General features: G+C 37.5%; 13 protein-coding genes. 12 read left to right on the forward strand and 1 reads right to left on the reverse strand.

The window, feature by feature from the left end; all coding sequences use genetic code 11:
- Positions 1-2: 2 nt before the first annotated feature.
- The 8 genes from IGJ95_RS00625 (at position 3) to IGJ95_RS00660 (ending at position 9117) form a co-directional block, all read left to right on the forward strand.
- A complete protein-coding gene (locus IGJ95_RS00625; RefSeq protein ID WP_010734437.1) occupies positions 3-1007 on the forward strand; it encodes an ABC transporter ATP-binding protein in 1005 nt (334 codons plus the stop codon).
- A complete protein-coding gene (locus IGJ95_RS00630; RefSeq protein WP_010734436.1) occupies positions 1008-1952 on the forward strand; it encodes an ABC transporter ATP-binding protein in 945 nt (314 codons plus the stop codon).
- The gene (gene opp4B, locus IGJ95_RS00635; RefSeq protein WP_010734435.1) at positions 1952-2914 is read left to right on the forward strand and encodes an oligopeptide ABC transporter permease; all 963 of its coding nucleotides are present in this window, start codon (positions 1952-1954) and stop codon (positions 2912-2914) included. The genes IGJ95_RS00630 and opp4B overlap by 1 nt, the downstream gene beginning before the upstream one ends.
- A 28-nt stretch (positions 2915-2942) precedes the next feature.
- Entirely contained in the window at positions 2943-3857 is a 915-nt protein-coding gene (locus tag IGJ95_RS00640; RefSeq protein WP_010734434.1) for an ABC transporter permease, read from the forward strand.
- Positions 3858-3882: 25 nt separating this feature from the next.
- Entirely contained in the window at positions 3883-5664 is a 1782-nt protein-coding gene (locus IGJ95_RS00645) for an oligopeptide ABC transporter substrate-binding protein (protein ID WP_023518908.1), read from the forward strand.
- 307 nt (positions 5665-5971) lie between these two features.
- On the forward strand, positions 5972-6355 hold the full coding sequence (locus IGJ95_RS00650) for a hypothetical protein (RefSeq protein WP_010734432.1): 384 nt from the start codon (positions 5972-5974) through the stop codon (positions 6353-6355).
- Between the two features lie 208 nt (positions 6356-6563).
- Positions 6564-8498: a DUF1430 domain-containing protein gene (locus IGJ95_RS00655; RefSeq protein WP_309296178.1), complete on the forward strand. Its 1935-nt coding sequence runs from the start codon at positions 6564-6566 to the stop codon at positions 8496-8498.
- A complete protein-coding gene (locus tag IGJ95_RS00660; protein ID WP_023518910.1) occupies positions 8491-9117 on the forward strand; it encodes an ATP-binding cassette domain-containing protein in 627 nt (208 codons plus the stop codon). Before IGJ95_RS00655 ends, IGJ95_RS00660 begins: the two co-directional genes overlap by 8 nt.
- Positions 9118-9725: 608 nt before the next feature.
- On the opposite strand, the gene IGJ95_RS00665 is transcribed toward IGJ95_RS00660, so the two are convergent.
- Entirely contained in the window at positions 9726-10400 is a 675-nt protein-coding gene (locus IGJ95_RS00665; RefSeq protein WP_023518912.1) for a hypothetical protein, read from the reverse strand.
- Positions 10401-10832: 432 nt separating this feature from the next.
- On the opposite strand from IGJ95_RS00665, the gene IGJ95_RS00670 reads away from it, so the two are divergent.
- From IGJ95_RS00670 to IGJ95_RS00685, 4 genes are all read left to right on the forward strand, one after another.
- On the forward strand, positions 10833-11687 hold the full coding sequence (locus IGJ95_RS00670; RefSeq protein ID WP_153829980.1) for a helix-turn-helix domain-containing protein: 855 nt from the start codon (positions 10833-10835) through the stop codon (positions 11685-11687).
- 462 nt (positions 11688-12149) lie between these two features.
- Entirely contained in the window at positions 12150-12842 is a 693-nt protein-coding gene (gene rnc, locus IGJ95_RS00675; RefSeq protein ID WP_010734427.1) for a ribonuclease III, read from the forward strand.
- A gap of 12 nt (positions 12843-12854) precedes the next feature.
- Positions 12855-16436 (forward strand): chromosome segregation protein SMC, encoded by a 3582-nt coding sequence (gene smc, locus IGJ95_RS00680; RefSeq protein ID WP_438761230.1) that lies wholly within the window; start codon positions 12855-12857, stop codon positions 16434-16436.
- Between the two features lie 8 nt (positions 16437-16444).
- Positions 16445-17254, forward strand: a complete 810-nt coding sequence (locus IGJ95_RS00685; RefSeq protein ID WP_010734425.1) for a Cof-type HAD-IIB family hydrolase — start codon at positions 16445-16447, stop codon at positions 17252-17254.
- The last annotated feature ends 9 nt before the right edge of the window (positions 17255-17263 follow it).

Consider the following 17263-nt stretch of genomic DNA (forward strand, 5'->3'; position numbering starts at 1 on the left):
GATTGTCAGATAACCAATTATTAGATGTTCAGAACCTACACACAGGCTTCCGTCTAAAAGATGAATACTACGATGCAGTAGACGACGTTTCTTTTACTTTAGATAAAAACGAGATCTTAGCCATCGTTGGTGAGTCTGGTTGCGGGAAAAGTACGTTAGCTACAACGATTATGGGATTATTAGATCCTAACAATACAAAGATCACAGGGGAGATCATGTACAATGATTTAAATTTAATTGAATTAAATGAAACATTGTATAACAAGATCCGCGGAAATGATATTGGGATGATTTTTCAAGATCCATTATCTGCACTAAACCCTTTGATGAGAATTGAAGACCAAATCAAAGAAGGTTTGTCTTACCATACAAAAATGACTGCTGAGCAAAGACAAGCACGTGCATTAGAATTACTAGAACAAGTAGGGATTCCGAATCCTGCACGAGTTGGACGTCAGTATCCTCATGAGTTGTCAGGTGGGATGAGACAGCGGGTGATCATCGCGATTGCGATTGCATGTAAGCCACCGATCATTATCGCGGATGAACCAACGACTGCCTTGGACGTAACGATCCAAGCACAGATCCTTGACTTACTGAAAGATTTACAAGAAGAAACTAAAACTGGGATCATCTTGATCACACATGATTTAGGTGTCGTAGCTGAAATGGCGGATCGTGTTGCTGTGATGTATGGTGGACAATTTGTTGAAGTTGCAGGAGTCAAAGAGTTATTTGAAAATCCAAAACACCCATATACACAATCATTGCTAAATTCGATTCCACAAGAAGGAAATCACGAGGCAGAGTTACATGTGATTGAAGGCGTAGTCCCTTCATTAAAAAATATGCCACGAACAGGTTGCCGATTTGCGCCACGGATTCCTTGGATCCCAGCAAGCGCTCACGAAGAAAATCCAGTCTTGCATGAAATCGCACCGAATCATATGGTACGTTGCTCATGTTATAAACATTTCCACTTTAGAGACGAAAAAGGAGAGGTGTAGATGTCAGAATTAATTACAATCAAAGATTTGAAAGTTCACTATCCTATTCGCAGTGGGTTTTTCAACCGAGTAACAGACCATGTCTATGCAGTAGACGGTGTCGATTTTATTATTGAAAAAGGAAAAACATACGGACTAGTTGGAGAATCAGGTTCTGGGAAGTCCACAACCGGAAAAGCGGTTGTCGGCCTAGAAAAAGTGACTTCTGGCCAAATCATGTATGAAGGAAAAGACGTCACGAAAAGAAGTAACCGCAAAAAAATCGGCTACAACAAAGACGTCCAAATGATCTTTCAAGATTCAATGTCTAGTTTAAATCCTAAAAAACGAGTACTGGACATTATCGCTGAGCCGATCCGTAACTTTGAACGCTTGAGCGATCAGGAAGAAAAGAAAAAAGTCAAAGGCTTATTGGACATCGTTGGGATGCCAGAAGATGCGTTATACAAATATCCTCATGAATTTTCTGGTGGACAAAGACAGCGTTTAGGGGTTGCCCGAGCAGTAGCAACGAATCCTAAATTGATTGTTGCTGATGAACCTGTATCTGCCCTAGACTTATCTGTTCAGGCACAAGTATTGAACTTTATGAAACGCATCCAACAAGAATTTGGTTTGAGCTATTTATTCATCTCTCATGACTTGGGTGTCGTAAAACACATGTGTGACAACATCGCGATCATGTACAAAGGTCGATTTGTTGAAATCGGTACACGAGAAGATATCTATAATGATCCGCGCCACATCTACACAAAACGCTTACTATCTGCGATTCCACGAATTGATGTAGACAATCGGGAAATACAAAAACAAAACCGACGAAATGTTGAACGTGAGTATATCGAACATCAAAAAGATTACTACGATACAGCAGGGCGAGTGTATGATTTACGTACACTAACCACTACACACAAAGTAGCGTTGAAAGATGGAGGTGCTAGCTAATGTGGAAAACGATTCTACGAAGAGTTCTTTTGATGATCCCACAAGTGATCATTCTTAGTGTGTTGATCTTTATGCTAGCGCAAGCCATGCCTGGAGATCCGTTTACAGGATTGATCAACCCAAACCAAGATCCAGCTGTGATCGAGCAGATGCGTCAGGCAGCGGGCTTGAATGATCCTTGGTATGAACAATATTTCCGTTGGGTCGGAAATGCCTTACAAGGTGATTTTGGACAAAGTTTCTTGTATAAGCGTTCGGTTTCCTCTTTGATTGGAGAACGAATCGTCAATACTTTATATTTATCTATTTTAACTGTTATTATTACGTACTTGATTGCTGTACCACTAGGTATGTTAGCTGGTCGATACCAAAATTCGATTTTGGACAAAGCTGTTGTTATTTATAACTTCTTCAGTTTTGCTGTTCCATTATTCATTTTCGGATTGATCATGTTGTTTGTTTTTGGCTATCGTTTAGGTTGGTTCCCAACAAGTGGTTCTCAGACTTTAGGTTTCCAGGGAGGATTTTTCGCTCAATGGATGGATCGATTGCAATACATTCTATTACCATCGATCACACAGGCCTTTTTAGCCACAGCAGTAACGATCCAGTATTTACGAAGTGAAGTCATTGATTCGAAATCCTTAGACTTTGTACGTACAGCTCGTTCCAAAGGGGTGCCGACAAACAAAGTATTCAGTCGTCACATTTTCCGTAATGCAGCATTGCCGATGGCATCTCAAATGGGGTATGAAATCACTTCATTGATTGCTGGTTCTGTCGTTATCGAAAAAATCTTTGGTTATCCTGGTGTCGGAAAATTGTTTATTGACTCAATCGGTCAACGTGATTATACCGTAATCACAGCCTTAGTCTTGATTTTAGGAATCGCAACGCTCGTCGGAACACTGCTGTCAGATATTATCATGAGCATTGTTGATCCGCGTATACGAATCCAATAAAAAAATCAAACAGAAGGGAGAATCGATCATGAGTGATAAAAACAAAGAAGTTGCGCAAGAAAGTATCCCACCAATGGGTATACGAATGATTGCACGAGAATTCAAAAAAGATAAAGTAGCCATTTTTTCACTGGCTTTGTTAGTTGTTTTACTATTAGTTATTTTTATCGGGGCGATCTTTATTGACCAAGATAAAGTAATGTTTGTTAGTATTTTTGATAAGTATGCTGAACCTGGCGCCATCTCTTCTCAAGGATCAAAATTCCTTTTAGGAGCAGATGAAGGTGGACGTGATGTCTTCGGTCAATTGATCATCGGAGCAAGAAACTCTGTGATGATCGGTTTTGCGATTACGATCATTACGTCGATCATCGGAGTAGGACTTGGAATTCTTTCAGGGTTTTATGGTGGGATCATTGATAACGTATTGATGCGTATTGTTGATTTTATTATGATTTTACCGATCATGTTGATCATTATCGTGTTTGTTTCGATCATTTCGCGCTATAACGTTTGGTCATTTATTTTTATCATGAGTGCATTTTATTGGGTTGCTAAAGCCCGATTATTCAGAAGTAAGACGTTATCAGAAGCTAGACGTGATTATGTCAGTGCTTCAAAAACGATGGGAACAAGTGATTTCAAAATCATGTTCCGTGAAATCATGCCAAACCTTAGTTCATTGATCATCACCAACTTAACAATGAACTTTGCGGCAAATATTGGGATCGAGACCACTTTGACTTTCTTAGGCTTTGGATTGCCAGCTAATGTACCTAGTTTAGGAACATTGATCGGTTATGCAAGTAATGGTGAAGTTTTAGTGAATCGACAATGGATTTGGTTACCCGCGTCAATTCTAATTTTAGTGTTGATGTTGAGTATAAACTACGTTGGACAAGCATTTAAGCGCTCTGCAGATGCGCGACAACGTTTAGGATAAGAGAAGTGAAGGGGGAAAATAGGATATGAAGAAAACGATTTTTGGATTTGTCACACTGCTATCTGTGGGAGCATTAGCAGCGTGTGGAAATGGCGGCGGAACTAGCTCGTCAGGTAATAATTCAGCAGATAATGGGGATAAAAGTGAATTGACTTTCCCATTAGCTACAACGAATAATGATGAAGCAATCGAAGATGGACAGCTAGATGTGGCAGTAGCAACAGATAGTCAGTTCAAAGGATTATTCCAATGGGAATTTTACCAAGATGCCTTTGATGCAGCGTTTATGGCGCCTTCACATGAACCATTGTTTACAAATGATGATAACTTCACGATTACAAACGATGGAGCAGCCTCATTAGAATTAGATGAAGATGCAAAAACAGCAACAATCACACTTAAAGACAACGTAAAATGGTCTGATGGTGTCGATGTCACAGCAGATGATGTTATTTTCCCTTATGAAATCATCGGAAACTCTGAATACACTGGTATCCGTTACGATGATACATTCCGTAACATCGTTGGTATGGAAGAATATAACAGCGGTAGTGCAGATACGATTTCTGGAATTACAAAAGTAGATGATAAAACTGTTAAAATCGAATATAAAGAAATGAACCCAAGCATGCTTCAAGCAGGTGGTGGAATTTGGACATATGCAGCACCAAAACACACACTTGAAGGAATTGCTATCAAAGACATGGAATCAAGTGATCAAGTTCGTAAGAACCCTGTGACATTTGGTCCTTACTATATGAGTAACATCGTTGCTGGTGAATCAGTAGAATTCTTACCAAATGAATACTACTGGAATGGTACGCCACAATTGAAGAAAATCACAATGAAATCATTACCAACAGCAAGTGCAACAGAAGCATTAAATTCAAAATTATATGACATGATTTTCCAAATGCCAACAGATACGTATGACACATACAAAGATATCGCTGGTTATACGAATCTAGGACGTCAGCAAACTTCATACACTTACTTAGGTTTCAAACTAGGTAAATGGGATGCTGAAAGTGGAAGTGTAGAATATGATCCAAACTCAAAAATGGCTGACAAAGCATTACGTCAAGCAATGGGCTATGCTTTAGACAATGCGGCAGTAGGTGAACGTTTCTATGCTGGTTTAAGAAGCAATGCAACTTCATTGATTCCACCAGTATTTGAAAGTTTCCACGATGCAGATCTAAAAGGCTTCACTCAAGATCTTGATAAAGCCAACAAATTATTGGATGATGCAGGATATAAAGATGTTGATGGCGATGGTATCCGTGAAGACAAAGATGGTAACAAGTTGACAATCAACTTTGCGTCAATGGCAGGTGGCGAAACAGCACAACCATTAGCAGATTACTACGTACAACAATGGAAAGAGATTGGTTTAGATGTTCAATATACAACAGGTCGTCTGATCGAATTCAACTCATTCTATGATCGTTTGGAAAATGATGATCCAGAAATCGATATCTACCAAGCAGCTTGGAGTACAGGAACAGATCCAAATCCAAGTGGACTATGGGGTGCAAATGCAGCGTTCAACTACACTCGTTTTGAGTCAGAAGAAAACACAAAATTGATCAATGATATCAATTCAAGTGCAGCATTTGATGCAGATTACCAAAAAGAAGCTTACAAAAAATGGCAAGAATACGCATTTGAAGAAGCTTTTGCTATTCCAACATTGTTCCGTAACGAAGTATTACCAGTAAACGACCGCGTCAAAGATTGGAACTGGGCATATGATGCTGTCAATCCATGGGCTGTTGTATCTGTAACTTCCGATTCACGTTCATAATCAACAAATGATAAAACCGAATCAGTTCGAGATAGGATTCTCCTATTCTCGGCTGGCTCGGTTTTTTTTAATAAGTAGGTCTGTGAAAGTTTTGTCACCATCAATCATTAATACATAACGAATAAACTATGGATGTTTTTTAATTAGGAAAAACAAGGAAATGTTTGTTTTTTAAGGATGAAAAATATATAATAAATATGAAAATAAATAAATTTAAAGAGAGTAGAGGGTATGTTTCATATATATACTTACTTTATCGACATTTTGAAATACTAAATCAAAAATAAAACATACAAAGGAGAATTTTATGAAAAACAAAAAATTAGTTGTTAGTGTTATTGGAACTGTTGCTGCTATAGGAGTATTTGTCTCAATCGATCAAGTAAGTGCGTCAGAAATGAATGAACCTTTGATTATATCAAGCTATGCAAATATATTTGATATGGATATTGTGCAAGAACAAGCAGTAATGATTCAGCCGAAAATCACAATGGATACATTTTATGGCGGAGTAACCGGTATTCCTGGATTTGGTACAGTATGGGGAGAATTTACGCCATCTAGTAGAAGAGTCACAGTTCAGGCGAAGGGAACAAAAACTGTTAATGTCACAGGAGGACCTAGAGTAGAAGTAAGAGCAGAAGCTCCACGTGCATTTACGGGAAATACCTCTGGATGGTGGTGGGCATAGAGATTTAAGAACCTAAGACAAATTTTTTATACAGTATTACCCGAGCTATATAGAGATTACTGCTACGGTCAGGTTGTTACTAGAAGTCAACAATCTCTTCAGTGATATCTCAAATACAGTTCGGGTATTTAAATATTTGAAAACATATTTTAGGTCCTTTTTTTCTTTCATTATGAAAAAAATCTATCGAGGGTTATTTATAGTTACAGTGTTAAGTTTCCTTTATGCCATTTCTTTTATCGGAAATGAAGGAATCAAGAGTGCTATCCCAAATGCTCATTCGGGCATTGTGATTGAAGAAGTGAGTGGGACGATTGAGGAAATCAATCAAAAAATTTCTGCTTATGCAAAAAAACATCAAATTGCTATACATAAACTGGTTTTTAGAATTGGCGCTTCTGGTGAGACGACAAAGGAAATTTATACCTTTGACAAGGTGGAACGTTCGGAATACTTTTTTCCACCTATAAAATCGGATGTTGCCACCTATTTTTATGATTACACAGAGATGCAACATCAAGATGCGCTGGGTACTTATATTGTAACAGAAGCCCCTCCATCTGGAATGATTGCTGATTTTCATGATCAAGGAATCAAATTGGAGATTGAGGAGATAAAATGGTTCCAGTTATTGACAGCGGGTTTATTAATGAGTATTGGACAACTCTTCTTTATTCTATTTTTCTTTGTGATCTTAGCTTTACTGTTTTACAAAGCTTCTCTTCGTAAGAAAATTGGTGTGATTGAGATGTTAGGACATCGTTGGCTGATAGTGTCCTTCAAGGATAGTTTCATTGATAGTGCGATTTTTACTCTCTTGATGGTTGCTTTTTCTTGGTGGTTTCCACAATTACAGTTTCTTTATCGACCGATTTTTTTGGGGGGGCATTTAATGATTTGGGTTCTTCAATTATTTACGAGTGGGATTATTTTTTCGTTCGGTACGATTTCAGATAAAATAAAAGGAAGGAAACCTTACCGATTATTATTTAGTTTGAACCTTTTATTAAAGATCATCATCTTCACGTTTGTTACGGTGCAAGCCAGTACATTATCAAATAAAGTAATGGAGACGCGTGAACTTGAACAACAGCTCTCCCAATGGACAAGAATTCCTGACTATTATCAGTTAGCATTTAGTAGAGACACAAGTCTACTTGTAGACCCGGCAAAAAGTAAAGACGTGCGAAAGAAAGCACAAGCGTTGATCAATTCACGGTTACTTCCCTTGTTGGAAAAATCAGAACAGTCAGGTGGGATTTTTCTAAGAGACAATGAACTTGGTCATAGTAGTCCGACACTAAATTATATTGAAAATGACGCTTTTTGGTTAAGTAATCATCATGCCGTACAAGAATTGGCTATCAAGGATGCTGAAGGTCAATCGATACACTCATTAGATGATTCTTTTTTCTATCTGCTCATCCCTGAAAATAAGCGAATGTATACAGAAATGATCATTCAAGAAGCAGAGAATGAACTTGATTTTTATCAAAATTCTTTTGAGTACGAGACGAAAGCATATGAGGGGGAATTAAAAGTTCTCTATACGCAAGCAAACCAAGTCCTTTTTAACTATAACTTCCAACCCTATGAAAAAAATTTTTCTTCCAATCCAATTATCGTTTCCATGTCATTGCCATTGATCCAACCAAATATTGAAATATGGATACAGGATATTTCAAATGGGACTTACTTGTTTCGAGACCCTCAACTTGTCCAAGCATTTATTAAAGAAAATCATATGGAACATGATTTTTATGGATTGATTGCTGTAAAAGAAAGCATCAATCAATCTCTTATGGGTGTGAAACGTGAATATTATACAACCCTTAGTATTTTGTTCTTGATCCTTATTGGTTTTGTTTTTATTCAAGTTTATTTGAGTTTACTGTATGTGGAAATGAATAAGAAAAAACTGTTTCTCAAATATATTGCTGGTTGGGCTCTGCTACAGAGGCATCACAGATATTATAAAATAATATTAACCATTTCTACCGTTGTTGCGTTGATCTTACTACTCATCAATCATGCTTGGTGGCAGATTTTAATTCTATTACTATTATTTGAATTATGTATACTTTTATTCACTACGTATTTATCAGAAAAAAGAAAACGTCTGGAGGTGATCAAATATGATTGAAGCCAAAGAAATCACTAAAAAGTACAAAGGAAAAGTGATTTTTGAAAACGTATCTTTACATGTAGAGACTGGTTCAATAACTGTGATTACTGGAAGCAGTGGTGTAGGGAAAACGACGTTACTGAATTGCTTAGGACAACTGGAGCCCATAGATTCTGGTGAAATATGGATAGACAATCAATTCCTTCACCGTAAAAGTAAAAAACGTTTCTTTCGTGAGTATGCAGGATTTTTATTTCAGAACTTTGCATTGATCGATAATGAAACGGTCAAGCAAAATTTACAGTTAGTAGTAAAAAAAGAGGAAAAAATGATTGCTGCGCTCCGCAAGTTCCAAATGGAAGATTCATTGCACCAAAAAGTATTTCGTTTAAGCGGTGGTGAGCAACAACGAGTAGCTTTAGCTCGCTTGTTTTTGCAAATCCCTAAAATCGTTTTTGCAGATGAGCCCACTGCCTCTTTGGATAAAGGAAATCGGCAACTTGTGATCGAAGCATTGAAAGAATTGAATGAGCAAGGAGTGACGATCGTCTTAGTCACCCATGATTTAGATTTGGCAGAACAACTAGGTGGGCAAGTTGATATGAATGAACTGATAAATAGAAGGAAGTTAGTGTAGGTATAAGCATATAATGAATTGCGATACAGCCAATAAAAATCAAGGGAAAATATTAACGATCGTCTTTTTACACTTGTTTAGTGAGGAAGGATTTCCTGAGTTTCGCTCGATTTCCATCACATATTGTAAAGCTAACTTAGAGAACTTCTTCTCGGAGATTAACCAGCGAATGACTTAATGGCATAAGCTGAATTGTAAAAAAATAGGATTCAAAATTAGGGAAAGATAGTCCAATTAAGTATCGATTAACGGATAAATTTTACAAGTATTCATAATAAAATACGACGATCTCACTCTGATAGAAAAAGAGATGAGATCGTCGCTTAAGTTTCTATTGATCTTTTGAGAGGGAGTGGTTTAGTATTGTACTGTTTAAAAAATTTTGTGTCATAGTTTATCTGTTCTCTAAGGTTGTGCTACTTTAGCTAAGATAAATAGTAGCTAAAAATGATTCTTTTCTTTTATTGTTTTTATTGCTTCAATCAACTCAGTCTCGATTTTACTTTTTGAGCGTAGCAAGCCAATTATTTCATTTAACTGTGCAACGATTTTTATTATACCGACAAAAACAACAACAAAAGTAAAACTAGATATTGAAAAAATTGTAATCACCAGCTTGCATTATATTTTGACGACCATAATTCGTCAGTTAACGTCACTCGAACGGTTCCGGCATTTCCGTGACTAGACACAAGACCACGGGCGCTCGCCGTTTTTCTAACTAATTCACCTGCAATTAAGTTACAAATAGCAACAATCACTGCACCAGCAACTGTAATTCCACATGTAACAGCAAGAGCATCTAATATGGCACTATACAATACACTACCTCCAGCTCCCATGACAAGTCTATCATAGAAATTATAGACAGACGTTTTACCAGTGCTAGTATTATAGTACATATTCCAGCCACCATTTTGCAGTTTGCCACCTACGCCTGCTACTGCACGAGAACTATAACTAGCACCATCAAACTCTTTCAGCAAATCATTGATGTTGTTCTTTACATCTTTGACTGTCATATTCATTACTTTCTTTTCAAAAGCAGTAGCAACGCTATTTTGAGTTGATGGTGTATTAGGTAGAGAACTAGAATATCTTAACTGTGCATCGTTCATTAATTCAGCAATTGTTTTGTCTTCAAATTTTTTTACTTGGACCACTTTTTGATTCTCACTATCTGATGCGTAAACAACAGAACTTAGTGAAGGAACTAATGGTGTTGCTAATGTTACTATTGCTATAGAGGTAGTTAAGAGCACTTGGAATTTGTTTATTTTCATACTATTCGACCTTCCATTATATGTAATTTTTTGATATTACGGATAGATTTTGAAAAAATTTTGTTCAACTGCTACAAATTGACAACTTCCCAACCAAATAATATCATTAAAGATGAAATCATTTTTCCTCCTATTTATAGTAGATTTAAAGTTTTTATCTTCCGATTATTGTAGGGAAACTTTACAAACCTTTGTTCTTTTTATTAATGTTTTCTCAAGTAATGTTCCTTATTTGGATTAGGTCAATTTCTAGTTTATCAAGATATGTGATTACCAAATAAATATGATTATCAGTGTTATAGATTAGATGCTTACTGCGTTATTATTTAGTGTATTACTAAATGTGATAATGTATCTTAGTTGTATAATAAGGTTATTTGATAGTTTGTACCAAAGTTAGTCAAAAATAAGTAGAAAATTTGGTGATTTTATATGGAACATGGGGAATTGATTAAAAAATTAAGAACCGATAGAAAAATAACGCGAAGAGATTTGAGCGAAGGGGTACATTCGATAAGCGCATTACAGCGGTTTGAAAATGATACCGCTAGAATTGACATAGATACCATTTGGCAATACTTGGAAAGAATGAATATCCAAATAGATGACTACTATTTGGAGTATTATAACTATCAATTAAGTAAAAAAGAGCACTTACGAAAAAAATTTAGGAGTGCAATTATTTCTGAGTATCATGCAAAAGAGTATCTAGACAACTTACAAGAAGAATATAAAAAAAGTAACGACATTTTTTTTCTGTATCTAATTGTTCAAATAAAAGCAGTTGCTGAAAAATTACCAAATTATAAACTTGGTAAGATAGATGAAAATGAATCAAAAAAAATTTTGGATTATTTGAGCAGGATAGAGGAGTGGGGATATTTCGAATTAGCAATGTATACTAATTGTTTAGGACTCTTTAAAAAGGAATACCGATTATTTCAATATAAGGATGTGCTCAATCAGTTTAGGAAATTTAAAGGTATACCTAAATATCAACATGCATTAATAAAATTTATTATAAATTCAATCATTTTAGAATTTTCTGATAAAAATTACGATAGAATTTTGGATTTGTTAGGAATTTTGTATGATGAAACAAAGGACTCAGATTACTTAAAAGGAAGAATTTATTGGAAATTTTTTTTCCGATTGTATCAGTCTGTCGTTGGGGATTTGGAATTTGATGGCTCGATAGCTATTGAGATGCTAAGGCTGCTTGGATATGAAGAAGAGGCAGTAAACTTTTTGGATATTGAAAGAACAATCTTGGACGATCATACATAAATTAGTTTGTCGAGTTAACAAGATGCATTAATCAGATCAGATATACTTTCACACCTATAAAATCTGATGTTGTTCCTTATTTTTTAAGATTACATAGAAATGAAAAAGAACAAGATTTGTTCAGTGCTTATATTGTAATGAAAGTACTCCTATTAAAATATTTGGACATTGTTTAAATATACGTGTGCTAAATTATACTGACTGAATAATCGCTGATTCCAACTACAATTAATATAACTTTAAACAGGCATTTTCTGTTTTTTGGAAAGTGCTTTTTTTGTTCTTTGATAAGTAATTAGCTGGATTTAGGAACATTACAAGGTTTAGTATACTTTTATGAAAAAGAATCTTCAACAAGGTTTATAAAGCTTTTCATACCTTTTGTCTCAACCATTTCATATTTTATAAAAAACCAGTATAATAAGGAAGTATTGAAAAAATAGCCATAAAGGAATGTGGGAAATGGACAATCAGCTAACAAAAGAATTGAAAGAAAAGTATAGCATCGTTTTTCACGATTTAAACTTACTTGAACAAGCTTTTACCCATTCATCCTATGTGAATGAGCATCGCAATTTGCAACTATCCGACAACGAACGTCTTGAGTTTTTAGGAGATGCTGTATTAGAGTTGATGGTTTCTGAATATCTGTATCGTTTGTATCCAGATATCCCAGAAGGAAAATTGACCAAAACTCGTGCAGCTATCGTACGTGAAGATAGTTTGTCCAAATTTGCCAAGGAATGTCGTTTTGATCAGTACATCCTGTTAGGAAAAGGTGAGGAGAACTCAGGCGGACGAACCCGTCCAGCGCTTCTTTGTGATCTGTTTGAAGCCTTTTTAGGAGCGTTGTACCTTGATCAAGGATTTGACGCAGCACATGCGTTTATTGAAACGGTGATTTTTCCGAAGGTGCGTGCCGGTGCTTTTTCCCATGAGATGGATCATAAAACAAGATTACAAGAAGTATTGCAAAAAGCTGGAGACGTGTTGATTGAATATCGTTTGATCAATGAAGAAGGTCCAGCACACGAACGTATTTTTTGGATCGAAGTATACGTGGATGATCGGTTGATTGGAACTGGACAAGGAAAATCGAAAAAACTAGCAGAACAAGCTGCTGCTGAGAATGCTTTAGCAGCACTAAGTAAGTGAGGGAAAGACTTCGTGTATTTAAAACGCATTGAAATAGCCGGCTTTAAATCATTTGCAGATAAAACAATCATTGAGTTTGAAAATAGTGTCACAGCGGTCGTTGGACCAAACGGTAGCGGAAAAAGTAATATTACTGAGGCTATCCGTTGGGTACTAGGAGAACAGTCTGCAAAAAGCCTTCGTGGTGGGAAAATGCCGGATATTATTTTTGCCGGTTCTGATTCCCGTAAACAATTGAATGTCGCTGAAGTAACCGTCGTATTAGACAACTCTGATCATTACTTGCCACTAGAGTATAGTGAGATCAGTGTAACACGTCGTTACCGTCGGACAGGTGAAAGCGACTTTTTCATCAATAAACAACCTTGTCGTTTGAAAGACATCCAAGAATTATTTATGGATTCTGGCTTAGGGAAAGAATCATTTTCGATCATCTCTCAAGGAAAAGTCGAAGCGATTTTTAGTAGTAAGCCAGAAGACCGACGAGGGATTTTTGAAGAAGCAGCTGGAGTCTTGAAATACAAACAGCGCAAGAAAAAGGCGGAGCAAAAGCTTTTTGAAACAGAGGATAATCTAAGCCGTGTCCAAGATATCATCTATGAACTTGAAGAGCAATTAACTCCTTTGGCCGCCCAGAGTGAGGCTGCGAAGGAGTTTTTACGATTAAAAGAAACATTGACTAACACAGATATCTCTTTGATGATTGCTGAAATCAAAGCGGCAAAAAAAGAGTGGGATGAACGACAACTACAATTAGATCAGTTCAACCAATCACTAACATCCTTAACGACACAGATCCAAACAAAGGAACAGTTATTAGCCGACAAACGCAAACAAAATAACCAGGCCGACCGTATGATCGAAAAAAATCAACAAACGTTATTAGCGTTGTCAGAAAAATTAAAGCAAACAGAAGGACAAAAAGAAGTATTACTTGAGCGAACGAAGCATACCCAAAAGAGCTCAAAAGAATACCAAGCTTCTTTAACTGAAGTGCAAGAAAAAGTGGCTCATTTTGAAGAATTACAAGCGATTTTGACCCAAGAAGTCAGTCAAAAAGAAGCAGAGATCCAACAGGCTGAAAAAGCACTGATGAGTACGCAACAAGAATTGGAAAAATACCAAAAATCAACCAAAGAATTGTTGGCAGAATTACGCGATCAGTATGTCGATCTGATGCAAGAACAAGCAACTGTCGGCAATGAATTGAAGTACTTGGAGCGTCAATATGTTCAAGAGACATCTAAAAGTCAGCAAACACTAGCCAAACAATCGGAAGTGGAAGCGAATGTTGCGGAAATGTCCGCCAAGCAAATCGAGTTGACAGAGCGACATGAAAAGCTACAGCAAGCATTGAATGAGGTCAAAGCGTCACTTGAAGTTGTGCAAACAAAAGGAAAACAAGCACAAGAGCGCTTGGCAAAAGAACAGCCCAAAATGTATCAACTGATGAACCAAGTCCAACAATTACGGGCACGTCAGAAAAGTTTACAAGAAATCCAAGAAAATTACTTTGGCTTCTATCAAGGTGTTCGTTTGATCTTGCAACAAAAGCAACGCCTCTCTGGGATCGTTGGTGCGGTTGCTGAATTGATCGATGTTCCAGCTGATTATACATTGGCAATCGAAACAGCTTTGGGTGGTTCAGCGCAACATGTCATTGTTGAAAATGAAGGCGATGCACGTCAAGCGATCGCTTATTTGAAACAACAAAAAGGCGGACGAGCAACGTTTCTACCATTAACGACAATCAAACCTCGTCAATTACCTGCACATATTTTTGCACAAGCGCAAACAGTTGACGGGTTTATCGGGATCGCTAGCGAACAAGTGACTTATCCCGAACAGATCCAGACAATCGTTCACAATCTATTAGGGACGATTCTATTAGCAAAAGACTTAGCAAGTGCCAATGCCATTGCCCAACAGATTCGTTACCAGTATCGTGTGGTCTCACTAGAAGGTGATGTCATGAATGCCGGTGGTTCAATGACTGGTGGGGCGACGAAGCGAGGCAATCAAGGAAGTTTATTTGCACAAAATCAAGAATTAAAACAATTGACGAGTGAGTTTCAACAAGCGGATCAGGAGTTGCAAAGTCAAGAAAAGAAAGTCCAAGCATTGCAACAAGAAGTCACGGTTTTGGCAGAAGAACAAGAACTTCTGCGGACACAAGGGGAACAGTTACGCTTTGAAGAACAAGAAGTAGCAAATCAACGACAAAATGTGGCCAACGAACTCACTCGTTTTGAAAAAGAACAGCAAATCTCAAGTTATGAAACGCGTGAACTGCAACAATTCATGGAGAATTACCAAAAACAACAGGCAGAGCTTTTGGCAAAACAGCAAGAACTAGAAGTACAACGCCAAGAGATCGATGCTGAAATCAGTTCATTGAGTCAAGAAAGTGACAAGATGGAAGAACGTCGCGCGCAGATCCAGGAAAAACAAGCACAGGAGCAAGCCTCATTAGCCGTATTGAAAGAGCAATACAATCACTTACAGATCCAACTACGTGGCGCACGCGTACAAAAAAATGAGGCATTAGCCAAACAAGAAGGACTAGAACAACAACTGCATGCATTGACTGCGGACTTCTCTGATCACGAACTGACAGAAGAAAGTTTAGATCAACGAATTGCTGATTTAGCGACAGAAAGAGATCGCTTAAAAGCTTCTCTAGAAGACGCCAAACAGTCACGTGAAGAAATGCAAACGACTATCGATGCGTTGGATGCCGACCTATTAGCTGAAAACCGTAAACAAAAAGAACTTTTGACAGAGCAGTCACAGTTAGAGGTCCAAAAGAATCGTGCGGAAATGATTTTGGACAATCATCTGAATTACCTGCAAACGGAGTATCAGATGAATTATGAAAAAGCCTGTGAATCTTATGAAGAAACAACGGATGTAGCGAACAGCCGGGTAGAAGTTGCTTCGTTGAAACAACAAATCGATCGTTTAGGCCCAGTAAATCTAAACGCCATTGAGCAGTATGAGCAAGTGAATGAACGTCATACCTTTTTGGCTGCGCAACGGGATGACTTATTATCGGCTAAGGATCAATTATTTGAAACAATGGATGAAATGGATGATGAGGTACGGACTCGTTTCAAAGAAGTTTTTGAAGCAATCCGCCAAGAATTCAAAATCGTTTTCCCAAATATGTTTGGTGGCGGTCGCGCAGAGCTTGTGTTGACTGATCCGACTGATTTGTTGCAGACAGGGATTGAAATCGAAGTTCAGCCTCCAGGTAAAAAACTACAAAGTTTAAGTTTACTTTCAGGAGGAGAACGTGCATTGACTGCGATTGCGTTGCTCTTTTCGATTATTCGTGTCTGCCCTGTACCGTTTTGTATCCTTGATGAGGTCGAAGCTGCGCTAGATGAAGCCAATGTCAAACGCTTTGGTCGCTATCTCAGCGAGTTCCAAGACGATATACAGTTTATTGTAGTGACGCATCGTAAAGGGACGATGGTTGCTGCGAATGTCTTATACGGTGTGACCATGCAAGAGTCTGGGGTTTCAAAAATCGTCTCTGTCCGTATGGAAGACATCAATGAAGAAGGAAGAATGAGTGAAACGAAAGTGTAGGGGACGAAATGATCAAATTAATCGCTATCGATTTAGACGGAACACTATTGAACGAAGAAAAGAAAATCTCATCTGAGAATAAACAAGCTTTGGCTCAAGCAAAAGCACAAGGGGTAAAAATCGTTTTATGCACGGGGCGTCCGTTAGCAGCGATGGCTCACTATTTACAAGAATTAGGTTTAGTCGAAGAAGGCGATTATAGCATTACCTTCAACGGTGGCTTAGTCCAGAAAAATGATACTGGTGAAATCATCGAGAAAAAAGCGATGTCTGTGTCTGATATCCATCGTCTTTATGCGTTGGCACAAGAACTAGACTTACCGTTAGACGTCTTATCAGATAATGTCGTCTTGCAATTACCTAGTGCGCCTCAAAAGCAATCGATGTACAATGTATTAAACAACTTATTGCAATTCCAACCAGCAGTACTAGCTGATATCACAGATGAGTTTGTGTTGAACAAAGCAGTCATTGCCTATGAGCAAGAAGAACTAGATGCAAAAATCAAGGAGATTCCAAGCGCTTATTATGAGTCGTATGAAATTATCAAAACGCGCAATGTTTTATTAGAATTTATGCCAAAAGGTGTCACTAAGGCATATGGTATTTCTTTATTAGCAAAAGATTTAGGACTTGAACGTAGTGAGATCATGGCAATCGGAGATGAGGAAAATGATCTACCGATGATCGAATACGCAGGACTTGGTGTAGCCATGGAAAATGCGGTGCCTTTTGTCAAAGAAGCCGCTGATCATGTCACGGCAAGTAACATCGAACATGGGGTAGCAAAAGCGATCCAACAATTTGTTTTAGTGTAAAGGAGGTAT

The organism is Enterococcus sp. AZ156, from assembly GCF_051714165.1.
In the GTDB taxonomy this organism is placed as follows: domain Bacteria; phylum Bacillota; class Bacilli; order Lactobacillales; family Enterococcaceae; genus Enterococcus_B; species Enterococcus_B pernyi.